Annotated in this window: 20 protein-coding genes; 8 read left to right on the top strand and 12 right to left on the bottom strand. The window is 72.6% G+C overall.

Going from position 1 to position 23,312, the window contains the following annotated elements; all coding sequences use genetic code 11:
* Positions 1-166: 166 nt before the first annotated feature.
* Together NDW01_RS09265 and NDW01_RS09260 are read left to right on the top strand one after the other, a co-directional pair.
* Positions 167-1,312: an acetyl-CoA C-acetyltransferase gene (locus tag NDW01_RS09265; protein ID WP_252778011.1), complete on the top strand. Its 1,146-nt coding sequence runs from the start codon at positions 167-169 to the stop codon at positions 1,310-1,312.
* Between the two features lie 151 nt (positions 1,313-1,463).
* Entirely contained in the window at positions 1,464-1,817 is a 354-nt protein-coding gene (locus tag NDW01_RS09260; protein ID WP_252778010.1) for a MerR family transcriptional regulator, read from the top strand.
* 46 nt (positions 1,818-1,863) lie between these two features.
* Here NDW01_RS09260 and NDW01_RS09255 read toward each other — a convergent pair whose 3' ends face one another.
* Entirely contained in the window at positions 1,864-2,445 is a 582-nt protein-coding gene (locus NDW01_RS09255; RefSeq protein WP_252818812.1) for a CGNR zinc finger domain-containing protein, read from the bottom strand.
* A 49-nt stretch (positions 2,446-2,494) separates the two neighbouring features.
* Between NDW01_RS09255 and NDW01_RS09250 the strand changes: the two genes are divergently transcribed.
* Positions 2,495-3,343 carry an alpha/beta fold hydrolase gene (locus NDW01_RS09250; RefSeq protein WP_252818809.1) on the top strand — a complete coding sequence of 283 codons (849 nt, stop codon included), beginning with the start codon at positions 2,495-2,497 and terminating at the stop codon, positions 3,341-3,343.
* A gap of 64 nt (positions 3,344-3,407) precedes the next feature.
* On the opposite strand, the gene NDW01_RS09245 is transcribed toward NDW01_RS09250, so the two are convergent.
* From NDW01_RS09245 to NDW01_RS09235, 3 genes are all read right to left on the bottom strand, one after another.
* The gene (locus NDW01_RS09245) at positions 3,408-4,505 is read right to left on the bottom strand and encodes a CU044_5270 family protein (protein WP_252818807.1); all 1,098 of its coding nucleotides are present in this window, start codon (positions 4,503-4,505) and stop codon (positions 3,408-3,410) included.
* The gene (locus NDW01_RS09240; RefSeq protein ID WP_252778005.1) at positions 4,498-5,043 is read right to left on the bottom strand and encodes an RNA polymerase sigma factor; all 546 of its coding nucleotides are present in this window, start codon (positions 5,041-5,043) and stop codon (positions 4,498-4,500) included. The genes NDW01_RS09245 and NDW01_RS09240 overlap by 8 nt, the downstream gene beginning before the upstream one ends.
* Before the next feature lie 152 nt (positions 5,044-5,195).
* The gene (locus NDW01_RS09235; RefSeq protein WP_406567707.1) at positions 5,196-7,082 is read right to left on the bottom strand and encodes an acyl-CoA dehydrogenase family protein; all 1,887 of its coding nucleotides are present in this window, start codon (positions 7,080-7,082) and stop codon (positions 5,196-5,198) included.
* A 218-nt stretch (positions 7,083-7,300) separates the two neighbouring features.
* On the opposite strand from NDW01_RS09235, the gene NDW01_RS09230 reads away from it, so the two are divergent.
* Positions 7,301-8,500 carry an RNA-guided endonuclease InsQ/TnpB family protein gene (locus NDW01_RS09230; RefSeq protein WP_252818803.1) on the top strand — a complete coding sequence of 400 codons (1,200 nt, stop codon included), beginning with the start codon at positions 7,301-7,303 and terminating at the stop codon, positions 8,498-8,500.
* A 70-nt stretch (positions 8,501-8,570) separates the two neighbouring features.
* On the opposite strand, the gene NDW01_RS09225 is transcribed toward NDW01_RS09230, so the two are convergent.
* The 3 genes from NDW01_RS09225 to NDW01_RS09215 all read right to left on the bottom strand — a co-directional run bounded on the left by NDW01_RS09225 (position 8,571) and on the right by NDW01_RS09215 (position 11,378).
* A complete protein-coding gene (locus NDW01_RS09225) occupies positions 8,571-9,944 on the bottom strand; it encodes a sensor histidine kinase (RefSeq protein WP_252818801.1) in 1,374 nt (457 codons plus the stop codon).
* 49 nt (positions 9,945-9,993) lie between these two features.
* Positions 9,994-10,686: a response regulator transcription factor gene (locus NDW01_RS09220; RefSeq protein WP_252818800.1), complete on the bottom strand. Its 693-nt coding sequence runs from the start codon at positions 10,684-10,686 to the stop codon at positions 9,994-9,996.
* 203 nt (positions 10,687-10,889) lie between these two features.
* Positions 10,890-11,378: a DUF5666 domain-containing protein gene (locus NDW01_RS09215; RefSeq protein WP_252818798.1), complete on the bottom strand. Its 489-nt coding sequence runs from the start codon at positions 11,376-11,378 to the stop codon at positions 10,890-10,892.
* 155 nt (positions 11,379-11,533) lie between these two features.
* Between NDW01_RS09215 and NDW01_RS09210 the strand changes: the two genes are divergently transcribed.
* A complete protein-coding gene (locus NDW01_RS09210) occupies positions 11,534-12,280 on the top strand; it encodes an IclR family transcriptional regulator (RefSeq protein ID WP_252818796.1) in 747 nt (248 codons plus the stop codon).
* Positions 12,281-12,539: 259 nt separating this feature from the next.
* On the top strand, positions 12,540-13,337 hold the full coding sequence (locus NDW01_RS09205; RefSeq protein ID WP_252777998.1) for a class I SAM-dependent methyltransferase: 798 nt from the start codon (positions 12,540-12,542) through the stop codon (positions 13,335-13,337).
* Positions 13,338-13,403: 66 nt separating this feature from the next.
* Here NDW01_RS09205 and NDW01_RS09200 read toward each other — a convergent pair whose 3' ends face one another.
* Positions 13,404-14,057, bottom strand: a complete 654-nt coding sequence (locus tag NDW01_RS09200; RefSeq protein WP_252818794.1) for a Uma2 family endonuclease — start codon at positions 14,055-14,057, stop codon at positions 13,404-13,406.
* A 273-nt stretch (positions 14,058-14,330) separates the two neighbouring features.
* Between NDW01_RS09200 and NDW01_RS09195 the strand changes: the two genes are divergently transcribed.
* The gene (locus NDW01_RS09195; RefSeq protein WP_252818792.1) at positions 14,331-14,627 is read left to right on the top strand and encodes a hypothetical protein; all 297 of its coding nucleotides are present in this window, start codon (positions 14,331-14,333) and stop codon (positions 14,625-14,627) included.
* A gap of 167 nt (positions 14,628-14,794) precedes the next feature.
* Here the strand turns inward: NDW01_RS09195 and NDW01_RS09185 are convergent, their stop codons facing one another.
* From NDW01_RS09185 to NDW01_RS09170, 4 genes are all read right to left on the bottom strand, one after another.
* Positions 14,795-17,686 carry an ATP-binding protein gene (locus NDW01_RS09185; RefSeq protein WP_305883764.1) on the bottom strand — a complete coding sequence of 964 codons (2,892 nt, stop codon included), beginning with the start codon at positions 17,684-17,686 and terminating at the stop codon, positions 14,795-14,797.
* A 9-nt stretch (positions 17,687-17,695) separates the two neighbouring features.
* Entirely contained in the window at positions 17,696-17,845 is a 150-nt protein-coding gene (locus tag NDW01_RS09180; protein WP_252777993.1) for a hypothetical protein, read from the bottom strand.
* 124 nt (positions 17,846-17,969) lie between these two features.
* Positions 17,970-20,846, bottom strand: coding sequence for a helix-turn-helix transcriptional regulator (locus tag NDW01_RS43730; protein WP_252818790.1), 2,877 nt, complete (start codon positions 20,844-20,846; stop codon positions 17,970-17,972).
* 103 nt (positions 20,847-20,949) lie between these two features.
* Positions 20,950-22,101 (bottom strand): CaiB/BaiF CoA transferase family protein, encoded by a 1,152-nt coding sequence (locus tag NDW01_RS09170; RefSeq protein WP_252818787.1) that lies wholly within the window; start codon positions 22,099-22,101, stop codon positions 20,950-20,952.
* A gap of 135 nt (positions 22,102-22,236) precedes the next feature.
* Between NDW01_RS09170 and NDW01_RS09165 the strand changes: the two genes are divergently transcribed.
* Complete coding sequence (locus tag NDW01_RS09165) at positions 22,237-23,274, top strand: hypothetical protein (protein ID WP_252818785.1); 1,038 nt, start codon at positions 22,237-22,239, stop codon at positions 23,272-23,274.
* Positions 23,275-23,312 lie beyond the last annotated feature (38 nt).

The raw sequence follows: 23,312 nt of genomic DNA, 5'->3' as shown, positions 1-23,312 counted from the left end.
GCGGGAAGCGGGGGGATTCGTCCGCGCCCCACCATTTCGGTGGCAGGCTCATGCCGAGAGTGGGGCCGGTCATATGGACGGGGGAGCGGAGCGGGGTAACCTGGTACTGACCGAATAGCATTCGGTTCTTGTTGGGACGGAACCCGGGAAGATACTTGGAGGCGTCGTGGCCGAGGCGTACATCGTCGGAGCGGTCCGTACCCCCGTCGGCACCAAGAAGGGCGCCCTCGCGGCCGTGCACCCGGCCGACCTGGGCGCGCACGTTCTCAAGGAGCTCGTCGAGCGCACGGGCGTCGACCCCGAGGCGGTCGATGATGTGATCATGGGCTGCGTCATGCAGGTCGGCCCGCAGTCGCTCGACATCGCCCGTACCGCCTGGCTGTCCGCGGGCCTGCCCGAGCGGGTCCCCGGCGTCACCATCGACCGGCAGTGCGGGTCGTCGCAGCAGGCGATCCACTTCGCCGCCCAGGCCGTCCTGTCCGGCACCCAGGACCTCGTCGTGGCCTCCGGCGTCGAGAACATGGGCATGGTCCCCATGGGCTCCAGCGTGGTCATGGCGCTGGAGAAGGGCATGCCCTTCCCGTACGGCGAGGGCTGGTCCGCGCGGTACGGCGACCAGGAGATCTCCCAGTTCCGCGGCGCGCAGCTGATGTGCGAGAAGTGGGGTTTCAAGCGGGGCGACCTGGAGGCGTTCGCGCTGGAGAGCCACCGGCGCGCCGTCAACGCCATCGAGAACGGCTACTTCGACCGGGAGACCGCGCCGATCGCCGGCGTGACCAAGGACGAGGGCGCCCGCGCGGACACGTCGCTGGAGAAGATGGCGGGCCTGCAGCCGCTGCGTGAGGGCTGGGAGCTCACCGCCGCGGTCGCCTCCCAGATCTCGGTCGGCGCCGGCGCGCTGCTGATCGCCTCGGAGGAGGCCGTCCGCGAGCACGGCCTGACGCCGCGCGCCCGCATCCACACGCTCGTCGTCGAGGGCTCCGACCCGGTGTACATGCTGACCGGGCCGATCCCCGCCACCGAGAAGGCCCTGGGGCGGGGCGGGCTGTCGATCGACGACATCGACGTGTTCGAGGTCAACGAGGCGTTCGCGCCGGTTCCGCTGGCGTGGGCGCGCGAGACGGGCGCCTCGCTGGAGAAGACCAACCCGAACGGCGGCGCCATCGCGCTCGGCCACCCGCTGGGCGCCACGGGCAGCATCCTGATGACCAAGCTCCTGCACGAGCTGGAGCGCACGGGCGGCCGCTACGGCCTGCAGACGATGTGCGAGGGCGGCGGCCAGGCCAACGCCACCATCATCGAGCGGCTCTGACCGAGGACCACCGGACGGGGCGGGGCGCCGACGCGCCCCGCCCCGTCACGTCTGAAGAGACGCGCCCCGCACTCGATGCGTAAAGAAGCGCACAACCTGGGCGTGTACGGGTCATCCGATCGGCGTGCCGTGCCCCACGATGGCACGCGTCATGGTCCTCACTGAAGAAGAACACCGGCCGCTGTACTCCGTCGGCCAGGTCGCCGCGATGCTGGAGACGCGCCGGCGCTTCCTGCACCGCCTCGACCGGTACGGCGTGGTCCGCCCCCGGCGCACGCCGGGCGGTCACCGGCGCTACTCGGCGTACGAGGTCGGCCGGATCCGCCGGGTCATCGAACTGGCCGATGAGGGTGTCACGCTGGCCGGCATCCGCCACATCATGAGCCTCGAGAAGCGCGTACGGGAGCTGGAGGCCCAGCTCGACGCCGCCTGGGACCGTGTCCTCCACCTGGAGAAGCGCCCGATGATCCCGCGGATGCGCCGCGAGCGGATCCCCCCGATCTGAACGGCCCGCCCGGCGCGGACGCGGCGGGAACGCGGACGTCCCCGCCTCAGGACCGCGTGCGGTCGTAGTGCCGCCGGGCCTTGTGCCGGTTGCCGCAGCGCCGCATCGAGCACCACTGGCGGTTCCGGGCGGGGGAGCGGTCGACGAAGCGCACCCCGCAGTCGGGGGCGGCGCAGACGCGCAGCAGGTCGTCGCCGGTCAGGAGGCCGACCGCGTCGACGGCGAGACGGGCGAGGGCGGCGGCCGTGGACTCCTCGCGCGGCGCCGCGACGGGACGCCCGGCATCGTCCAGGGCCAGTGTGGGGACCGGCGGCGCGGCCGCGATCGCCGCGTTGACGACGTCGACCGCCTCCCGCGTGGTCCGGGGGAGCGTCTCGCGGGAGTCCGGGACCGATCCCCGGTCGGCCGCGCTCACATCCGGGAACGCGAGGAGGTCGATCGCCTCGCGCAGCCGTCGTACGGCCCGCAGGCCGGCGTCGGCCGGATCGCCGGGCAGGCCCGCCTCCCGCAGCCATGCCGCCAGGTCGGCGGGCGTGCGCAGGGTCTCACGGCCGCCCAGCTTGCGGTCGCGGATCGTGTTGACCAGGTCGACGCTCGGCCGGCCGCCGTACCAGAGCCAGTCCCCCATAACCCCATCATAGGGTTAGACTGCCCATAACCGCGTAAGGGGGTTAGAGATGGCGATCGCGGCGGTCAACGGCATCCGCATGCACTACCGGCAGGCGGGCGACGGGCCCCTGCTGGTCCTCCTGCACGGCTGGCCGCAGACGGGGCACTGCTGGCGGCACCTCGTGGGGCCGCTCGCCGAGGCGTACACGGTGGTGGTCCCCGACCTGCGCGGGTACGGCCGCAGCGACCTGCCGAGGGACGGGCACGACAAGCGCACCCGCGCGGAGGACCTGCACCGGTTGATCCGCGTGCTCGGCCACGAGTCGGCGACCGTCATCGGCCACGACCGGGGCGCCCGGGTGGCGCACCGCTGGGCGCTCGACCACCCCGGCGACATCGAGCGGCTCGTCCTCATGGACATCATCCCGACGCGCGAGATGTGGCGCCGGATGGACGCCGGCCTGGCCCGCCGCACCTGGCACTGGCTGTTCCACCTCCAGCCCGACCTGCCCGAACTCCTCGCCGGGGCGAACCCCGGCGCGTACGTCCGGTACCTCATCGACGCCTGGGCGCACGTGCCGCTCCCCGAGGAGGACATCGCGGAGTACGTCCGGGCGTTCTCCCGGCCGGGCGCGCTGCGGGCCGGCTTCGACGACTACCGCGCCGCGGACGAGGACGCCGCGCACGACGAGGCCGACGCGGGCCGGAGGCTCCCGATGCCGCTGCTGGCGCTGTGGGGCGAGCACAGCTTCCTGCAGACGATCGACACCCTGGCGGTCTGGCGGGACTACGCCGAGGACGTCACCGGCACGGTGATCGAGGACTGCGGCCACTTCCTCGCCGAGGAGCGCCCCGAGGCCGTCCTGGCCGAGCTCCGCGGCTTCCTGCCGCGCCTGAAGGCCGCCTACGGCGCTTGAGAAGCCGCCCCCGGCAGAGCGCCGCCGGAACGGGCGGCGCGACCGCCGGGGGCGCTCGTACGCATCAGCGGGGCGCGGAGTCCGTCCAGCCCATCTCGAGGAAGAGCTGCTCCGCGTAGACGGTGCCCGGCTTCATCCCCGCCGTCTCGGGCCCCCGGCCGCGCGCCACCAGCACCGTCTGGGTGCCCAGCACGCGGTACGTTCCGGGCTGCAGCAGAAGCTGGGTGTCGAACGTGCCCGTCGCATCCGAGGAGCGCGCGGTGAGCGCGATCGCGGCGCGTCCCCGCAGGTCCGTCACCGATCCGGCGTTGCGGATGCCCGGCGTGTCCGCGAGGACGCGGAAGACGGCCGCGTCGAGCTTCGGCGAGCCGGGCTGGGCGAGGAAGTCACCGGCCTGGGTGAGGACGTTGCCCGGACCGCCCTTGCCCGAGGTGGTGAGCAGCCGCTGCCGCAGCGCCGCAGGGTCGTCGGCGAGCGCCTCCCGCTGAGCCTGGGTGAGCTCCTGCTGCGGGCAGCCCCGCGGGTGGCCGGCGCACTGTTTCCGTGCGCGGGCGACCAGCTTCTCGTAGCCCCTCTTCTCGGCGGGCGTCATCCGGACGAGATCCCACGGCTCCGCGGCGGCGGTCTGCCGGATGTACTGGCCGTTCGAGAGAACCCGCCACGCCTTCGGCGATCCCGCCCGCCGCCAGGCCGCACGGTCGGCCGCCGTCTGGGGGATCGCGCCGGCGAACCGGCTGCGGAAGACGTCGTCGTCCTCGGCACTGCGGGCGGTCCACTGGTCGATCTCGTGCCGGGCGCCGTCGATCACGTAGTCGCCCTTCGCGACGTGGTACGCCTGGCCGCTGATCACGTGAGTGTGCCAGTACCGCCCGACCGGCTCGCTCGCCGCCTTCTCCGCGGCCGCGAGGAGCACCTGCCGGGCGCTCATCGGCCGCGCGGGCGTCGTCCGAACGGGCGCGGGCGGCGGGCCGCTCGTGGTGACGGCGAACACGGCGGCCGTGGCCGCCGCCGCCAGCCCCAGCCCGGCGACGCCCAGTCCGGGCACCCGCCACCGCGACCGGCGCGGCGGCGCGGCGTACAGCCGGCGCCGGCCCTCGGCGACGACCTCGGCGGAGGGCGGAGCCTCCTGGAGGAGGCTGCGGATCATGCGCTCGTCATCCATCGTTGTCCTCCCCGAGTGCGGAGCGCACCTTCTGGCGGGCCCGGCTCAGCCGGGAGCCGACCGTTCCGTACGAGATGCCGAGCGCCTGGGCGATCTCCTCGTGGGAGAACTCCGCGACGGCGCTGAGCAGCAGCACGTCGCGCTGACCGCGCGGCAGCGCGGCCAGCGCCGCGGCGAGGCGCGGCTGGAGGCCCTCCGCCCGCACCCAGTTGATCACCCGGTTCTCGTGGCTGTCGGTGATCTCCTCCCGGCCGACCCTGGCCAGGGCGCGGTACCGTCGCGTCTCCTGCCGCCGGTGCTGGGCGACGAGCCGCGTCGCGATGCCGAACAGCCAGGGCCGTACGGGACCCCGCTCCGGGTCGTAGCCCCCGTGCTTGCGCAGGGCGATGACGAACGTGTCGGCGGCGACGTCGTCGGCCACGTCACGGCCCAGCCGGCTCGCGACGTAGTTGTAGATCGCGGGGAAGTGCTCGTCGTAGAGCGCCGCGAACGCGTCGGGGGAGCGTACGGCGGGCTCGGCGACCCGTGCGCCCTTCATGGGCGATCGTCCATCGTGGGCACCTTCCGGTGAGCGAGATCTGTCACCGGTACTCCGACGAAGCCCCGGACGCCTTTCCCCGCAGCATGATCGATCCCCGGCGGCCGCCGCGCGGTACGGGCGGCGGCCGCCGGGGATCCCTCCGGGTGCTCTCAGGCGACGGTGTGGTGGACGTTCTCGCGCCGGCTGGGGCCGGGTTCGGGCTCGGCGATCCACGGGCCGGGGATGGACGGGTCGAGCACGCCCTCCTCCATCCAGGTGTAGCGGCCGTCCATGACCTTGCGGGCCAGCTTGGCGTCGAGGGCGTCGGTGTTGTGCCAGAGCCGGTCGAACAGCTCGCCGATCCGCACCCGCGCCTGCGCGCAGAACGCCTCCGCCAGCTCGTACGCCTCGGGCCGGTCGTCGGCCTTCGCGCGCACGCAGACGGCGCTGATCGCGAACAGCTCGGCGCCGATGTCGACCATGCGGCCGAGGAAGCCCTGCCGGCGTTCGAGGCCGCCCTGCCAGCGCCCGGCGGCGTAGAACACCGAGCGGGCGAGCTTGCGCGAGGCGCGCTCGGCGTAGCGCAGGTGCCGGGCCAGCGGGCCGAACTCGGCGTACGACCCCGGCCGCTGCCCCGCTCCGGCGAGGAGGGTCGGGAACCAGGTCGAGTAGAAGCCGCCCGCCCGGCCGACGGCCTTGGCCTTGGCCTTCAGGTCGGCGTCCGGGTCGATGATGTCGCCCGCCACCGACAGGTGCGTGTCCACGGCCTCACGGGCGATGAGGAGCCGCATGATCTCCGAGGAGCCCTCGAAGATGCGGTTGATCCGCAGGTCGCGCAGGAGCTGCTCGGCCGGGACGCCGCGCTCGCCGCGCGCGGCGAGGGACTCGGCGGTCTCGTACCCGCGCCCGCCGCGGATCTGCACGAGCTCGTCGGCCACGCGGCAGGCCATCTCCGAGGCGTACAGCTTGGCCAGCGCGGCCTCGATGCGGATGTCGTTGCGCTCGTCGTCGGCGAGCGCGCTGGACAGGTCGACCATGGCCTCCAGCGCGTACGCCGTCGCGGCGATGAAGGAGATCTTGGCGGCGACGGCCTCGTGCTCACCGACGGGGCGGCCCCACTGGACGCGTTCCCTCGACCACTCGCGGGCGATCATGGTGCTCCACTTGGCCGCGCCGGCGCACATGGCGGGCAGGGAGAGGCGCCCGGTGTTCAGGGTGGTCAGCGCGATCTTCAGGCCCTGGCCCTCCTCGCCGACACGGTTGGCGGCGGGAACGCGGACCTGGTGGAAGCGGGTGACGCCGTTCTCGATGCCGCGCAGGCCCATGAACGCGTTGCGGTTCTCGACGGTGACGCCCTCGCTCCGCGCCTCGACGACGAACGCCGTGATGCCGCCGCGGTGACCCTCCGACTTCGGGACGCGGGCCATGACGACGAGCAGGTCGGCCACGACGCCGTTGGTGGTCCACAGCTTGACGCCGTCGATGACGTACTCGTCGCCGTCCGGCACGGCCGTGGTGCGCAGCCGGGCAGGGTCGGAGCCCACGTCGGGCTCGGTGAGCAGGAACGCGCTGATCTCGTTGACGCAGCGGGGCAGGAACTCCCGCTTCTGCCGGTCGGTGCCGAACAGCTTGATCGGCTGCGGCACGCCGATGGACTGGTGGGCCGACAGCAGCGCGCCGAGCGCGGAGTGGGTCGACCCGGCGAGCATGAGCGCCTTGTTGTAGCAGACCTGGCTGAGTCCGAGGCCGCCGTACTCCTCGGGGATCTTCATGCCGAAGGCGCCGAGGGCCTTCAGCCCCTTGATCACGTCGTCCGGGATGCGGGCCTCGCGCTCGATCGCACGTGGATCCACCTTCGTCTCACAGAACTCCCGTAGCCGCGCCAGGAACTCCTCTCCCTTGCCGCGGTCCTCCTCATCCGCCCGTGGATGGGGGTGGATGAGGTCGAGCCGGAAGTCGCCGAGGAAGAGCTGCTTGCCGAAGCTGGGCAGACGCCATGCCTGCTCGCGGGCCTCTTCGGCGACGCGGCGGGCGGTGCGTTCGTCCACATTTGTCATTGAATTCGCGCGGAGGGTATCCCGGTTTTCAGGGTGAATCCGCGCTCCCCCCTTTCCAGAAGTGGTAGTAATTGGTTTGTGATTAGGGACGTGTCGTGTGAGTCGTTAGACCTTCGGGTTCCGCCCATGTTGAAACGGCAGATCGAGGAGTGCGTCGAGAGGGTGGGTGCCTCGATCAACGCTGCGGCCCGCTTGCTGGCCGAGAGCTCACGAGCCGAATGGGGGCGGAGACCGTGAGGCGGTCCTTTAAGTTCCTGTTGCGCCCCACTGCCAGGCAGGCCGGGTCGCTCGCGGCTTGCTTGGAGGACCATCGGCAGCTTTACAATGCGGCGCTGGAACATCGCCGAACCGCCTACCGCAAGGCTGCGATCACGATCCGGTATGGTGACCAGTCGGCCGATCTCAAACACATCCGTGCCGACGACCCGGAGGGGCAGGGCCGGTGGTCGTTCTCCTCCCAGCAAGCCACCCTGCGCCGGTTGGACAAGGCATTCGCCGCGTTCTTCGCTCGCGTCAAGGCCGGCTGTACACCAGGGTTTCCGCGCTTCAAGGGGCCGGGCTGGTTCCACACTGTGGAGTGGCCGAAGGACGGTGACGGATGCCGGTGGAACTCCCAACCTGAACACCACTCGGCGACGTTCGTCCGTTTGCAGGGCATCGGGCATGTGCGAGTGCACCAGCACCGCCCGGTGCGCGGCCAGGTGAAGACGATTAGTGTGAGGCGGGAAGGTTTCCGCTGGTACGTCGTCCTGTCTTGCGATGACGTACCTGCCCAGCCACTGCCTACGAGGGGTGCGGTGGTCGGTCTGGACATGGGCGTTGCATCGCTCGTGACGACCAGCGACGGAGAACAGCTTTCCAACCCACGCCATCTGAAAACCTCCGCCACTAAGATCGCTGCGGCGCAGCAGGCTCTCGCCCGTAAGAAGCGCGGGTCTAAACGCCGCCGCAAGGCAGTGGCCCGTGTCGCCGCTCTGCATGCCAAGGTCCGGCGGCAGCGCGTGGACGGCGCGCACAAGGCTGCGCTTACGTTGGTCCGCGCGTATGACGTGATCGTGCATGAGGATTTGCGGATCGCGAACATGACCCGCTCGGCGTCCGGCACCCTCGAAGCGCCTGGTCGGAACGTCGCCCAAAAGTCCGGCTTGAACAAGTCGATCCTGGACGCGGGCTGGGGTGTGTTCTTGACGGTCCTCGCGCACAAGGCTGAAAGCGCCGGTCGCGAGCTGATCGCAGTGAACCCTGCCAAGACCTCCCGTACCTGCTCGCGTTGTGGGCACTGCGCAGCGGGGAACCGCGTCACCCAAACCGCATTCCGGTGCATGTCGTGTGGGTATACCGCGCACGCAGATGTGAATGCGGCAATCAACATCTTGAGGGCAGGGCTTGCCCTTCGCGACGCTGTTGAAGCGGCTTAGCGAGAAGCCGCCCCCCTCGGGGAGCGGAGGAGTCACGAGGGTCACCTCCGTAGGAAGTTACTCCCTGGTTCTACCCGCCAGTAGGTCCGGTATGCGGAGGCGTGCCGACAGGCTCCCGAAGTGGGGCGAGACGCGGTAGCTCGACCCGTACGACCGTGCCCGCCCCCGGCGCCGAGCGCAGCGCGGCACGCCCGCCGTGCGCCGCCGCGATCGCCGCCACGATCGCCAGGCCCAGCCCGCTGCCGTCGCTGCCCCGCGCGTGGTGGAACCGGTCGAACGCGCGCTCGGCCTCCTCCGGCGCCATCCCCGGCCCCTCGTCGGCGACCTCCAGGACGACCGTGGCGTCCGTCGCCATCAGCCGTACGGTCGCCGGCGTACGCGGTGGCGTGTGCGCGCGCACGTTGGCCAGCAGGTTCGCCAGGACCTGCCGGATCCGGGCCTCGTCGGCCACGGTGACCAGGGAGTCCGGCGCGTCCAGCGTGATCGGCCGGTCCGGCTCGACGACCGTGGCGTCCGCCACCGCGTCTCGCGCCAGGACGGCCAGGTCGGCCGGCGCCGGGGACAGCGCCGACCCCTTGTCCAGGCGCGCCAGCTCCAGCAGCTCGTCGACGAGGCGCCCCATCCGCGCGGCCTCCCCGGAGATCCGCCGCATCGCCTCCTCGGCGCTGACCGCGCCCTGCTCGTACAGGTCGGAGTAGCCGCGGATGGTCGTCAGCGGAGTGCGCAGCTCGTGCGACGCCTCGGCGGCGAACTCCCGTACCTTCGCCTCCGACCGCAGCCGCGCGAGGAACGCCTGCTCGATCCGGCCCAGCATGACGTTGACCGCGCCCGCCAGCCGGCCCACCTCCGACGACGTCGACTCCTCCATGCGGGCGCTCAGGTCGCCGCCGCTCGCGATCGCGTGCGCCGTGGCAGCCATCCGCGACAACGGCGCGAGCCCTCGCCGGACCAGCCGGCGGCCGAGCAGCGCCACCAGGCCGAGCAGGACCACCCCCGTCGCCGACTCGACGACGAGGAGACCCATGACGGCCGCGTGGACCTCGGTGAGCGGATCGACGATCACGGTGAGGTTCCCGCGCGCGTTCACGCGGGCGACCGCGCGCATCCCGCCGAACCGGAACGGCCTGCCCCGCTGCCCCTCGGCGAACAGCCGGCCGGGGCCGACCCTGGCCGCCCGATCGAGCGCGCGCCCCGGGTCGGGCCCGCCCACGGCCGCGCGGACCCGGCCGTCCCGCGTCACCGTGAGGACGACGTAGCGGCCGGGGGCCACGGTGTCGGCCGCGTGGGCGAGCGCGGGCCGCCGGCGGACGTCCTCCAGCTGGTTGTCGGCCCGGTGCAGCAGGTACCCGCGGAGCATGACCGCGCTGACCAGACCCATCAGCGTCAGCCCCACCGCCGTCACGGCGAGCAGCCCGGCGACGAGCCGGGCGTTGAGCGACCTCATCCCCGCGACCTCATCCCGGCGGGCTCATCCCGGCGGCATCCTCGCGGCCTCATCTCGGCGGCCGCAGCGCGTAGCCGACGCCGCGCTGGGTGTGGATCAGGTCCGAGCCGAGCTTGCGGCGCAGGTAGCTCACGTAGGTCTCGACCACCGGGGAGCCCGCGGAGTGGTCCCAGCCCCAGACGTTCTCCAGCAACTGCGCGCGACTGAGCACCCGGCCCGGGTTGCGCATGAAGTAGGTCAGCAGCCGGAACTCGGTCGGCGACAACTCGATCTCGGCGCCCGCCCGGCGCACCGTCCAGTGCGCGACGTCGACCTCCAGATCGGCGACGCGCAGCACCTCGTCGTCGTCATCGGAGGAGGACGCGCGCTGGGGCCGGGCGCGGCGCAGCACCGCCCGTACGCGGGCGACGAGCGCGTCCACCGCGAACGGCTTCGTCACGTAGTCGTCGCCGCCGAGGGCCAGCCCCGTCACCGTGTCCGAGGAGGTGTCCCGCGCGGTGAGGAAGATGACCGGCGTCTCGTCGCCGTTCCCGCGCAGGCGGCGGCATACTTCGAAGCCGTCCAGGTCGGGCAGCATGACGTCGAGCACGATCAGCGCGGGCCGGTCCTCGCGCACCCGGCGCAGCGCCTCGTCTCCCGTAGCCGCCGTCACGACGGTGAATCCGTGGAAGCGCAGGGCGACTTCCACGAGATCGCGAATGTTCGGCTCGTCGTCGACGACGAGCACTCGGGGATCGTCCATCGGCTCCATCATCGCCCCGTCCCGCCCCGAAACGTCCCGAACCGACCCGGCCAGGCGACGGTTCAGAGCCGTCATCCGTCAGGGGCGCGTCCAGGGCCGTCCCCGGCCAGGAGTGCGGCACGGAGCCACTTTCGGTCAGGGTGCGGCTCGGGGCCGTCCCCGGCCAGGGCGGGGCTCGGAGGCGTCCCTGGCCAGGGGGCGGCTCAGCTGTGCGAGGGGCCTGGCGAGGCGGTCGCGCGGGCCGGGACCTTCTTGGGGACGATCACCCGCTTCGCCGTACGGGCACCGCTCGCGTCCCTGCCGAGGACGACGACGAAGTCGCCCGTCGCCAGGTTCGCCACGGTGGACTTGGCGCCGCCCTTCCGGACCTTCGTGTTGCCGTCGGTCTTCCACTGCCAGGTGACGCCGTCGGCGCTGCGGACGCTGAGCGTCCCGCCGCTCGTCGCGGTCAGGGTGCCCCGCTGCCAGTCGACCTGGGCGAACCCCTTCTTCGTACGGACGGTGGCCTCTCCGTGGATGCCGCGAGCGGCGCGGGCGGCACGTACGCGCTTCCCCGGATGCCGCTCGGCCGCCTTGGCGGGGGCGGTGGTGCTCGGCGACGAACTGGCCACCGCCGGGACCGCCAGGTAGACGCCCGTGCCGACGACCCCCACGGCCAGCGCGGACACACCGCCCAGGATCTTCTTGTTCATTTCGGCCTCCTTCCAGGTTGCCGTCGACCAGTCAACGGCAAGATCTTGAAGAACCTGGGGGAGGATTCTGGGAGATTCGTGGGAGTCGGCCAGGAAGGCCAAGGGATTCGACGAATCGCTTGACCGAAGACGCGAGCCGGGGTTCGCTGTCCGTGATGAAAGAGACACGGAGGCCGACCCTCATCGTCTCGGTACAGCGCGCGCTGCACCTCATGGAGGCGGTGGCGTCGCACCCCGGCGGCGCGCCGGCCAAACAGCTCGCCCGCCAGGCCGGACTGCCGCTCGCCACGACGTACCACCTGCTGCGCACCCTCGTCTTCGAGGGATATCTGGTGCGCACGGCCGAGGGGGCCTACCTCCTCGGCGACCAGGTGGACTCCCTCCAGAACGACCGCCGCGCCCAGGACCGGCTCGCCCGCGTCCGGGAGGCGTTGCGGTCGCTCCGCGACGAGCTCGGCGTGGCGGCGTACTTCAGCCTGTACGAGGACGGCGAGATCCGCGTCGTCGACATCGCGGACGGTCCCCGGACGCCCCGGGTCGACCTGTCGGCGGGCCTGAGCCAGACCGCGCACGCCACCGCGATCGGCAAGTGCGTCCTGGCCCAGCTGCCCGCTCGGGCCCGCCGCGACCACCTGTCCCGGCACCCGCTGATCGGCCTGACCCCCCACACCATCACCCGCGAGGGTGAGCTCGAACGCCGGCTCGACTCCTCGCTCGCGCTCGATCGGGAGGAGTACGCCCTGGGCACCGGGTGCGCCGCCGTCCCCGTGACCGACGCGTCGGGGGAGGCGATCGGGGCGGTGGCGGTCTCCTGCAGCCCGGCCAAGCTGGCGAGGATCGAGGTGTCCGCGCCGCGCATCCGGGATGCCGCCGCACGGATCAATCTGGCACTCACCATCTGAAAACCGGCGTCTTGCGGCTATTGCCCCTTATCGCGAAGCTTTGTGCAATGAGGGCGAGGCCCCCGCAGACTCCCGCCCCGGGTCCTGGTCCGACCTCGATGTGCTCATGGCCACGGCTGTCGAAGGGTCCGGCCTTCCGGCCACCACGGCCCGGGGCGGGGCACCTCCTCCGCCGATCGACAGTGCTCGGATGAGCACCGGCTGTGGATAGACTCTTCACCCACCCGGGCCACGTCGTCGACATTCAGCGAGTGATCGCATGCCATCTGCGCAGAAGAATTCCATCGCACGTTCCCTGCTCGGCCTGCTCGGCAGCGGCCGGCCGACGCCGGAGACCTTCGACGGTGATCAGCCGGCGGCCGGCGAGGGCCAGCTGGAGAACCACCTCGGCGGCGATGAGGCGAAGAACTACCGCCAGTACGAGTACGACATGGTGGCCCCGCACGTCGGCCGGTCGCTCCTGGAGGTCGGCTCCGGCCTGGGCCACTTCTCCGAGCAGTTCGCGGGCCGCCTCGACTACCTGGTCGTCAGCGACAACGACCCCTACTGCGTCGAGCAGCTGAACAAGCGCTACCAGGGCAACGACGACGTCGAGGTCCTCGACCTCGCGCTGCCCGCCGAGATCAAGATCCGGCGCAAGGTCGACACCGTCGTCATGATGAACGTCCTGGAGCACATCAAGGACGACGTCCAGGCACTGAAGGACCTCGCCGCCGTGGTCGAGCCCGGCGGGCGCATCGTCATCTGGGTGCCCGGCTACATGCAGCTGTACGGTGACTTCGACCGCAAGGTGGGTCACGTCACCCGTTACACGCCGAAGACGCTGGCCGCGACCGTCAAGGGCGCGGGGCTCGGCATCGACGTGCTCAAGCCGATCAACTTCCTCGGCGGCATCGCCTGGTGGGCCGCGGTCCGCCGCGGCGGCGCCGGCTACCCCGACCCGAAGCTCGTCAAGATCTACGACCGGACCGTCGTGCCGACGACCCGCCTCATCGAGCGCGTCATCCGCCCGCCCTTCGGCCAGACCGTCTTCTGCGTCGCCCGCGTCCCGAAGTAGTCCCCGCAGCGCTCTGCGCCGAGGATTCCGGTCGTCCCGACCACCGGAATCCTCGGCGTAAGTCTTTCAGCGGTCCCAGGGCTCCCACTCGCCGGTCGGAACGTCCAGCCCGAACGGCTCCGGAAGATGGATCGTCTCCCCGAACTTCCAGGTGGTCAGCACCTCGTACGTCCCCGCGTGCACGTCCGGACGGGCGTACAGCGTGGTGCGGGGCGCCCGGGGGTCGCGGTCGACGAGTAGGTAGTACGGGATGCCCGTCGAGGCGTACCCGCCCCACTTCGTTGCCCTTCGGCCGAGGCGGCCGGGCTCCCTGTCGTTGGCGGCGTTCGACGGGGAGGTGACCTCGACGGCCAACTCGACCTGTGGAGGCAGGAGGTAGCGCGGGCCGGTCTGCCGCGCTTCGCGCGCGACGTCTGCGTCGATCACGAGGAGGTCGGGCACGTACCCGTCGCCGAGCCGGACGAGGTTCAGATCGGTCGTCTGCACGCAGCGCCATGTGAAACCGGGCCGCGTGGCGCGGATCTCCGCGAAACGGTCGTTGATGTCGCTGACGATCAGGTTGTGCGCCAACATCGGTCCGGGTGACACGACGATTTCCCCTCCGATGACCTCGACCCTCGTGCCGTCGTCGGGGAGGTGGAGGAAATCGGCCAGCTCGCCGTGGACCCACAGGTCGTACGGGGTGTCCGGGAGCGTGTAGTAATGGGCCACCGCGCTCACGTTGCGTGACTCCTCCCTCACGATCAGCTCCGGTCATCGTAGGGAACCTGCTCACTATCCGTATGCAGAACCGTACATTCCCTGACGGGCTCTGTCGGCGTCCGACCGTGCGGCAGCGCGTTCCGCCGGACCTGCCGGACGGCCTGACCGCCTCGACCGCCTGCTCGGGCCACGGTCGGCCAACAGCGTTGATCTCTCGCGGGCAACCGGAAGAGGATGAGTCACCACGCCACCCGGTGGACGGCCGGAGCCGCGGAGGAGGTCGAGCAGTCAGTGTCCGAAGTTCATGCCCACCATCAGCGGCCGGACTTTCCGCAGGCGGGCGACGAGGTGTTGTGCCGGCAGGTGACCGGGGAGTGGGAACATCGCGTCGCGTTAGGACCGGCGTTCGATGCGGATCCCTTCCGGCATGTGCATTGGCTGCCCGAGTGGATGGTGGAAACCGTTCTTGTCGCGGATTACCGGGCCGGCCTGACGAGCCGCAGTATCGCCTTCAGCCTGAGGCATGTACGTCCGCTCGATGAACCGGCCGGCGGCCGAGGTCCTGACTCTGGCGAGTCCTCGACGTAGCGGGCGAGCGCGGCGAACTCCGCGTCCGGGTGGGTGCTGACACCACGAAACGCGATGGGTCACCCCACGGGGGGGGGAACGCGATCACCAATCGCGTGTGTCGAAGTCGCCGTCGTCCGCAGCCGATCTGCCGGAAGCTCCCGGCCGGTGACCGGGGAGTTCCCATGTCAGCCGGTGAGGCGGAGGCGGTGGGCGGCGGCTGCGGCGGCGCCGCGGGTGGGGACGTTCAGTTTGGCGAGGATGTTGGACACGTGGACGCTGGCGGTCTTCGCCGAGATGAACAGCTCCTCGGCGATCTCCCGGTTGCTGCGGCCCTGCGCGAGGAGGCGCAGAACCTCCTGTTCGCGGGGCGTGAGGCCGAGCGGCGCCTGACCGGCCGGTCCGCCGTCCAGGCGGAGCCGGGCGCGCCGGGCGACGAGGTCGATGTCCGCGCGCAGCGGCCTCGCCTTCAGGCGGTCGGCGAGAGTGGCCGCGCGGCCCAGGAGGGCCGACGCCTCGTCGCGGTCGCCCTCGGCGACGGCGGCCTCGGCGGCCCGCAGCAGGGCCTCCGCCAGCGGGTACGGCCGGCCGAGCGCGTCCCAGGCCGCGACGGCGGCCGTCCAGGCGGCGCGGTCCGGACGGCCGGCGGCGCGGGCGGACTCGGCCTCGAACGTCGTGCGCTCGGCCGCCGTGACCGGCCCGTGTACGGGCGTCGCCGCGGCGATCTCACGCAGCCGGGCGGCGAGCGCGTCGGCGGGGTGCAGGGCGCAGGCGCGGATGCCCGCCAGCAGGATCGGCCAGATCAGCCGCGGATCGCCGCCCAGCTCATGGTCGGTGACGGCGCGTTCGGCGGCGGCGACCGCGCCGGGGCCGTCGCCCTCGGCGAGGCGCCACTCGATCAGCAGGGCGGCCAGCGGAAGGATTTGCTGCGGATACGGGTCGCCGACCGCGCGCAGGGCGGTCAGTTCCCTGACGATCGGGGCGGCGACCTCGCCCTCCCCGCGGGCGACGGCGATGGTGGCGCGGTTCAGCAGCAGTTGCCCGCGCAGCCCCGGAACGGGGGAGAGCTCGTCGGCCCGCTCCAGCGTCTCGAGCGCGTCGTCCCACCGGCCGAGTGACAGCTGCGCCTCGGCCAGGTTGCCGGCGGCGAAGACCCCGTGCATACGGGCCCGGCCGAGGGACTCGGCCAGCGTAAGGACCTTCTGCGCCGCCGCGGCGGCCTCCTCGGAGCGCCCTTGGGCCTCGAGGGCGTCGGAGACGTTGACCAGTGAGCGGAGCCGCCCGTCGTCGTCCTGGGCGCGTTCGGCCCGGGCGGTCGCCTCCTTCAGCGTCTCCAGGGCATCGGCGAACCGGCCCTGATGGGCTTCGGCGATGGCCAGGTTGTTCAGGGCCTCGGCCGCGGCACAGTCGTCGTCGAACCGCTCGGCGAGCCGGAGCGTCTCCTCGATGATCGGCCGGGCCTCGTCGTCCCGGCCGAGCACCATGAGGGTGCGGCCCAGGCGGGCGAGGACCAGGGTCCGTGCCGGTGAGGGCTCGGGGACCAGGCGCTCGGCGTGCCAGAGGTCGTCCAGTTCACCGGCGTGTCCCCGGTCGCGCTTCAGCCGCGACCGTCGCCCCAGGATGGAGGCGACCTGCTCGGGGTCGTGTTCCTCGTCGACCTCGGCGAGGGCGGCGCGGACGAAGGCGAGGCCGCGGTCCGGCTCGCCGCCGGCGTCGGCCGCCTGGGCGGCCTTCCGGAGCACGCGGACGTGGTCCACGCCCGTACGCTCCGCCGCGTCCGGCACGCGCTCCCACAGCTCCAGGACGCGTTCGAGCATCTGAAGCTGCTCGGCGTAGGCGAACGCGGCCTCGGACTCGCGGGCCGCCTGCCAGGCCGCCCGCAGGGCGCGTTCGGGATCGTGCGCGTTCGCCCAGTGCATGGCGATCTCGACGGTCGGCCGGTCGCCGACGCTCAGCGCCGGGTCCGCCTCCAGCGCCTCCGCGAACCGCTGGTGGGCGCGCGCGTGCTCACCGGGCAGCAACTGATCGTGCAGGGCCTCCCAGATGAGGGCGTGCCGGAAGGCGTACGCGCGCTCGTCGGCGACCAGGACGTTGCGGTCGACGGCCGGCCGCAGCAGCGACGACAGCGCCGGGTCGTCCAGGCCCGTGACCGCGGCGAGCAGGGCGTGCCCGAACCGTACGCCCGCCGTGGAGGCGAGCCGGAGCACGTCCTGCGTCTCCTCGGGCAGCCGGTCGACGCCGACGAGGAGGAGGTCCCGTACGGACTCGGACATGCCGCAGTCGGGGGAGTCGGCGGTCGCCTCGACGAGCAGGGGGATACCGGCGCTGCGCTCGTACACCGCGTCGACGACCTTGGGCTCGGGCTCGTGGCCGAGGATGCCGGCGAGCTGCCCAGCGGTCTCCTTACGGGTCAGGCGGGGCAGGTCCAGCCGGACCACGCCCTCGATGCGCTCCAGCTCGGCGATCACCGGGCGCATGGGGTGGGACCGGTGCAGTTCGTCCGAGCGGAAGGTGATGACGAGGAGCACGGCGGTGTGCCGGAGGTTGCGCAGCAGGAAGGTGAGCAGGTCGCGCGTCGACCGGTCGGCCCAGTGGGCGTCCTCGACGATGAGGACCAGCGGACGGCGGTCGGCCAGCCGTTCCAGCAGGACGAGCATCTGCTCGAACAGCCGGACCCGCGCGCTGTCCGGGTCCGGGTCGGCGGCGGGCTCACCGAACTCCGGGAGCAGACGGGCCAGGTCACGGGCCCCGTCGCGCGGCATCAGGGCGGCGATCTCCGCCGCGCCCGCCTCCCGTACGAGCTGGCGGAGCGCGGCGGTGAACGGGGCGTACGGGAAGCCGACGGTGCTGAGCTGCAGGCACGCGCCGGTGAGGACGAGCGCCTCCCGGCACGCCCGCTCGGCGAACTCCCCGACGAGACGGGTCTTGCCGCCGCCGGCCTCGCCGCCGATGAGCACGGCTCCGGGGGTTCCGGCCTCGGCCCGCCGGAGGGCGTCGGTCAGGACCGCGAGCTCCGAGTGCCGCCCTACGAAGGCGGGGCTCACCTCATGCGCGCGCACGCCGTCCAGAATGCCACGCATGTCCGGCCTTTAGGACGCCCAGGCGGCGCGCGGCCGCGGCGTCCGGAGCGACAGCCGCCGGGCGCGGGGAAGACGCCGGACCCGGCGCTCCCGCGCCGCCTCCCGGTGCCGGTCCCGCGCACGCTCGACGGTGAGCGCGTACATGATCTCGGGGTGCATGGTGTCCTCCTGCGTGAATCGCTGACACCACTAAGGCTCGTTCTAAGGCGGGACCCGGCACATCGGGTGAACGCCCTATCCGGCGCACACCCTCCTTCTGAGCCGGCCTAAGGGACTCAGAGGCTCAGACGATGCCCAGCCGGTGCGCGGCCGCGGCGGCCTCGCCACGGCTCGCGACCTGCAGTTTCGCCAGGATGTTGGACACGTGGACGCTCGCCGTCTTGGCGGAGATGAACAGCCGGCCGGCGATCTCGCGGTTGCCGCAGCCCTCCGCGACGAGCCGGAGGACCTCCAGCTCCCGGGGGGTGAGGCCGAGCACGGGGCCGTCGGTCCGGCCGCCCAGCGCGATCCGGGACCGCCGGGCGTGCGCCTCGATCCGCTCCCGCAGCGGCCGGGCGCCGAGATCCTCGGCGATCTCGGCCGCCTTCCGGAGCCGCGCGGCGGTGTCCTCCCGGGTGCCGCCGTCGTGCGGGTCGCTCGCCTCGGCGGTCCGCAGCAGCGCGTACGCCAGGGGGTACGGCTCCTTGAGGGTCTCGAAGGCGGTGGCGACGGCCGCCCACGCCGCCCGGTCGAGGACGCCCTCGGCGCGGGCCGCCTCCGCTTCGAACCGCAGTGCGTACGCCCGCTGAACGCAGCCTCCGTCGGGCGTCTTCTCGGCGGACGCCCGGATCCGGGTCAGCAGGCCCGCCGCGCGCTCGCCGCCGGCCTCCGCGCACGCCCGCGCGGCCGCGCACATCAGCGGCAGGCCGTACCGCGCGCTGACGGCCGGCTGCAGCTCCACGAGGACGAACTCGACGGCGTCGAGGGCGCCGTCGAGGTCGCCCTGGGCGACCCGCAGGTCGATCCGGAGGCGTGCGGAGGGGAACAGCTCCTGCGTGCGGGAGAACGTCGGCGCGAGCACCGCGTCCTGCGTGGCGGCGGCGCGGGACGCCGTGTCGAGGTCGCCGCGCGCCACCGCGATGACGCCGATGATGTAGTGCAGCGAGGCACGGGTGAGCGGCGGCGGGGACAGCTCCAGCGCGTGCTCGACGACCTCCAGGGCCTCGTCCCACCGGCCGAGCGACAGCAGCGGCTCGGCCAGGTTGATGCTCAGGAACGCGCCGGAGGTGCGGGCCAGGCCGTGCTTGCCGGCGAGCGCCACGCCCCGCCGCGCCACCTCGACGGCGCGCTCGTGCTCGCCCATCCCCTCCAGGACGTGCGACTCGTTCGTGGCGATGCGCAGCATGGCCGAGTCGTCCACCCCGCCCCGCGTGTACAGCGCCTCGGCCTTGGCCAGCTCGGCCAGGTGGCGGTCGCCGTCGGAGTCGGAGAAGTCGATGCCGGCGATCGTCGTCAGCGCGTGCGCCTCGACCGTCGCGTCACCGACCGTGCGGGCGGTTTCCAGGGCCGCGACGGCGAGCGCGCGGGCCTCCACGGCGCCGGTCGGCAACAGGTAGAGCTGCTGGGCGAGGGTGGACAGGACCCGCGCCCGCGCGACGCTGGGCGGGTCGGCGGGCACGAGCCGTGCCGCCTCCCGCAGGTCGTCCAGCGTCTTCGGATGGCCGAGGCGGATCTTGAGCCGGCCGCGGTGCTCCAGGACCCCGGCCGCGCGGATCGGGTCGTCGATCTCCTTCAGGGCCGCTTTGGCGAAGGCCACGCCGCGCTCGGTCTCCCCGGCCAGGTCCGAGGCGTCGATGGCCCGTTCCAGGACCGTGACGTGGTCGACGCCCAGGCGTTCGGCGGCGTCCGGCACCTTCTCCCACAGTTCGAGGACGCGGTCGAGCATGCGCAGGCACTCGGTGTACGCGGTCGCCTCCTTGGCGACCTGCGCCGCCTTCCACGCGCTGACCAGCGCCCAGGTGGCGTCGTGCGCGGAGTACCAGTGGTGGGCGAGCTCGGCGGCCGCGCGGCCCATCGGCACCAGCGAGGGATCGCCCTCCAGCGCCTCGGCGAACCGGGTGTGCGTGCGCGTGTGCTCGCCGGGCAGCAGGTCGCCGTGGACGGCCTCGCGCATCAGTGCGTGCCGGAAGCCGTACGCCTCGCCGTCGACCACCAGGACGTTCGCGGCGACGGCGGGCCGCAGCACCCGGGACAGCGCGCCGTCGTCCAGGCCGGTGACCGCGGCGAGCAGCGCGTGTTCGACCCGGTCGCCGCCGGCGCTGGCGACCCGCAGGACCTCCTGGGTCTCCTCCGGCAGCTTGCGCACGCTGCCGAGGATCAGGTCCCGCAGCGACTCGGGGAGTTCGCCGTTGATCTGGCCGTCGCAGCTCAGGAGGGCCTCGACGAACAGCGGGTTGCCCTCGCTCCGCCCGTACACGGCGTCGAGGCTCGGCTGGTCGAGGTCCCGGCCGAGGATGCCGCGGGCCTGCTCGGCCACGGCGCGGCGGGGCAGGCGGTCCAGGTCGAGCCGCCGGACCCAGTCGACCCGGCCGAGCTCGGCGAGCAGCGGGCGGAGCGGATGGTCGCGGTGCAGCTCGTCGGAGCGGTACGTCGCGATCACCAGCAGGCCGGCGGGAAGATTGCGGATCAGGTAGCTGAGCAGGTCGCGTGTGGAACGTTCCGCCCAGTGCACGTCCTCGATGACCAGGACCGCCGGCTCCCTCTCGGTGAGCCGTTCGAACAGCAGCAGGACGTGGTCGAACAGCCGGATGCGCGCCTCCGCCGTCCCCGTCTCGGTGTCGGGCCGTCCGAACTCCGGGAGCAGCCGGGCCAGTCCCGCGGGCGTTCCGCCCGGCAGCAGCGCGGCGACGCCGTCAACGCCGATCTCCCGGACCAGGCGGCGCAGCATCGCGCTGAACGGGGCGAAGGGCAGGCCCTCGGCGCTGATCTGGAGGCAGCCGCCGCAGAGGGTCCGTACTTCGGGGTTCGCGTCCAGGAACTCCTTGATCAACCGGCTCTTGCCCACGCCGGCCTCGCCGCCGACGAGCAGGGCGCCGGGCGCCTCCCGCAGAGCCCGGTTCAGGAAGGCGAGCTCATCCCCTCTCCCGGCGAGGACGGCGCTGACCCCCTGCTGACTCTGCACGCCCCAAGAATGCCATCGAAGGGGGACAGAACAGACTCGATTTTTCCCGTGGCGTAGCCGAGATCGTCGCGGTCGGCCCGCGGACGCCGGGAGAGCGCCGGGCTCAGCCGAGGTCGCGCGGCGATTCGTCACCCGCCCACCCGCGTGCTCCGCCCAGATCCGGCGCGCGCCCGGGCGGCGGTGGCGGGTCGAAGATCGTGCGTACGGGGCTGCCGTCGAGGACGCCGCGCCGCCGGAAGTGGTCGACGGTCCTCATCTCGGCCGGGGACAGCACCGGCGCGACCGGTGCGCCCGCGGCGGTCAGCCGGGCGACGGCCGTGGCGCGCGGCAGTCCGGCGACCGCGCCGGCGAGATCGCGGTCGAGCTCCTCGGCGCGGCTCAGCCGTTCGGCGAACGACAGGCCGGCGTGCCGGTCGAGTTCGAGGGCCCGGCAGGTCGCCGCCCACAGCCGGTCCTCGGACACGACGCCGAGACTCACCCCGGCGCCGTCCCGCGCCGGATAGACGCCGTACCCCGGCACGGGCCCCCGCGCACGCACCACACCCACCGCGGGCCCCACGGGACGTGCCGCCGTACCCGGAACGGGCCCCTCGGGACGCGCCGCACCCGGCGCGGGCTCCCAGGGCCGTGCCGCAGTGTCCGGTACGGGCTCCCCGGGACGTGCCGTATCCGGTGTGGGGGAGACCGGGACGGTGCTCATCCAGTTGGCCAGCACGTCGGCCATCCCGAGGTCGATCCGCTCGCCGCGCCCCTTGTGGCAGGCGGCCGTGATCGCGAACGCGGCCATCGTCGCCGCGGCCATGTCCGCGACCGGGAACTCATGGCCGCCGTCCTCCGGCGGCGCGACCCCCGCGTACGCGCGGTAGTTGACGTCGTGTCCGGGCAGCGAGGCGAGCGGGCCGCTCGCGCCGTACCCGGAGATCGAGCAGTAGACGATCCGTGGGTTGACCGCCCGTACGGCGTCGTGGCCCACGCCGAGCCGGTCGGCGACGCCGGGCCGGTAACCCTCGATGAGGACGTCCGCGCCGGCCGCCAGCTCCAGGCAGCGCGCCGCGCCGGCCGGCAGGTCGATGACGACGCTGCGCTTGTTCCGGTTCAGCAGCTCGAAGTGGCTCGGGAAGGCCCGCATGGGCTCGCCGCCCGGCGGCTCGACCTTCAGCACGTCCGCGCCGAGCTGGGCCAGCAGCTGCGTGGCGTACGGCCCCGGCCGCCACCGCGTCAGATCGAGCACCCGCAACCCGTCGAGCAGACCCATGCACCGGTTATACCAAGCACTTGCTCGGCGTGTCGGCCCTGATGGCGAACCACGTCGAATCCCGCTGCGCCGGAGGGTGTTTCGCGTAGATTGTCGATCTTGCTCCGGCCCCCACCTCTAGACCGGAAGGTTCAGATGAGACGCTCTCTCGCCGTGGTCGGTACCGCCACGGCCCTCACGGCCGTCTTCACCTCCTCGGCCACCGCCGCGACCGGCTGGCGGATCACGGGCACCCACAGCGGGGCCGCCCTCCGCGCCGTCGCGGCCGTCAGCGCGAAGAACGTCTGGGCCGTCGGCAGCGAGACCGTCTCCGGCAAGAACCGTGCGCTCGTACGGCACTGGAACGGCAAGACCTGGAAGACGGTCGCGGTCCCGGCCGCCCTCAAGGGGATCTCCCTCGACCACGTCGCCGCCTCGTCGAGCACGAACGTCTGGGTCACCGGCACGGACGGTCACGAGAAGGCCTACTCGCTCCGGTGGGACGGCGGCAAGTGGCGCACCGGCCCCACCCACACCACCTTCGAGCCGGAAGGCGACGCGATCGCGGCCATCGGTAAGAAGGACGTCTGGCTGCTGGGCATGGGCGCGGACGACCTGGGAGCGGGTCACGCGCGGCACTTCGACGGGAAGCACTGGAAGGCCGTCTCCGTGCCGGGTTGGGTGTCCGACGTCAGCGCGGTGTCGAGCCGGGACATCTGGGCGATCGGCCTCGTGAGCGGGAAGAACGGCTACGAGGCGGCCGTGACGCACTGGAACGGCAAGACCTGGCGCCGGGTGTCCACCGGCACCGAGGACGTCATGTACGACAGCGTCCGGGCCCTGGGCGCGAAGAACGTCTGGGTGTCCGGATCGGAGGGCGGGAAGGTCCTGCACTGGAACGGCGAGAAGTGGGCGTCCACGTCGCCCGGCCACGGGATCCTCCGCGTCGGCTCCCTCGTCTCCGACGGGGCGAAGGGCCTGTGGGGCGTCGCGGACGGGACGCGGCTCCTGCGTTACCGTGCGGGGCACTGGAGCCTGTCGGCCCTCCCGCAGCGCGCCGGCCACACCACGCGGATCGAGGCGCTGGCCCAGGTCGACGGGACGACCTCCGTGTGGGGCGTCGGCGTCCTGACCGTCTCCAAGGGTGACGAGGACGTCGAGACGGCCGACGTGATCGTCAAGTACGGCCACTGATCAGGCCGAGGTCCGGGGGCGTCCGCCGTACCGGCGGA

This window comes from Actinoallomurus soli, assembly GCF_024055715.1.
GTDB lineage: Bacteria > Actinomycetota > Actinomycetes > Streptosporangiales > Streptosporangiaceae > Actinoallomurus > Actinoallomurus soli.
Note: the sequence above shows the minus strand (reverse complement) of the source record. Positions and strands in the feature narration are given on the sequence as shown.

Coding starts and splice junctions, on each gene's coding strand:
- NDW01_RS09260 (WP_252778010.1), top strand. CDS start 1,464: ATGGTCCTCACTGAAGAAGAACACCGGCCGCTGTACTCCGTCGGCCAG.
- NDW01_RS09255 (WP_252818812.1), bottom strand. CDS start 2,445: ATGGGGGACTGGCTCTGGTACGGCGGCCGGCCGAGCGTCGACCTGGTC.
- NDW01_RS09250 (WP_252818809.1), top strand. CDS start 2,495: ATGGCGATCGCGGCGGTCAACGGCATCCGCATGCACTACCGGCAGGCG.
- NDW01_RS09245 (WP_252818807.1), bottom strand. CDS start 4,505: ATGGATGACGAGCGCATGATCCGCAGCCTCCTCCAGGAGGCTCCGCCC.
- NDW01_RS09240 (WP_252778005.1), bottom strand. CDS start 5,043: ATGAAGGGCGCACGGGTCGCCGAGCCCGCCGTACGCTCCCCCGACGCG.
- NDW01_RS09235 (WP_406567707.1), bottom strand. CDS start 7,082: ATGACAAATGTGGACGAACGCACCGCCCGCCGCGTCGCCGAAGAGGCC.
- NDW01_RS09230 (WP_252818803.1), top strand. CDS start 7,301: ATGGGGGCGGAGACCGTGAGGCGGTCCTTTAAGTTCCTGTTGCGCCCC.
- NDW01_RS09225 (WP_252818801.1), bottom strand. CDS start 9,944: ATGAGGTCGCTCAACGCCCGGCTCGTCGCCGGGCTGCTCGCCGTGACG.
- NDW01_RS09220 (WP_252818800.1), bottom strand. CDS start 10,686: ATGGACGATCCCCGAGTGCTCGTCGTCGACGACGAGCCGAACATTCGC.
- NDW01_RS09215 (WP_252818798.1), bottom strand. CDS start 11,378: ATGAACAAGAAGATCCTGGGCGGTGTGTCCGCGCTGGCCGTGGGGGTC.
- NDW01_RS09210 (WP_252818796.1), top strand. CDS start 11,534: ATGAAAGAGACACGGAGGCCGACCCTCATCGTCTCGGTACAGCGCGCG.
- NDW01_RS09205 (WP_252777998.1), top strand. CDS start 12,540: ATGCCATCTGCGCAGAAGAATTCCATCGCACGTTCCCTGCTCGGCCTG.
- NDW01_RS09185 (WP_305883764.1), bottom strand. CDS start 17,686: ATGCGTGGCATTCTGGACGGCGTGCGCGCGCATGAGGTGAGCCCCGCC.
- NDW01_RS09180 (WP_252777993.1), bottom strand. CDS start 17,845: ATGCACCCCGAGATCATGTACGCGCTCACCGTCGAGCGTGCGCGGGAC.
- NDW01_RS09170 (WP_252818787.1), bottom strand. CDS start 22,101: ATGGGTCTGCTCGACGGGTTGCGGGTGCTCGATCTGACGCGGTGGCGG.
- NDW01_RS09165 (WP_252818785.1), top strand. CDS start 22,237: ATGAGACGCTCTCTCGCCGTGGTCGGTACCGCCACGGCCCTCACGGCC.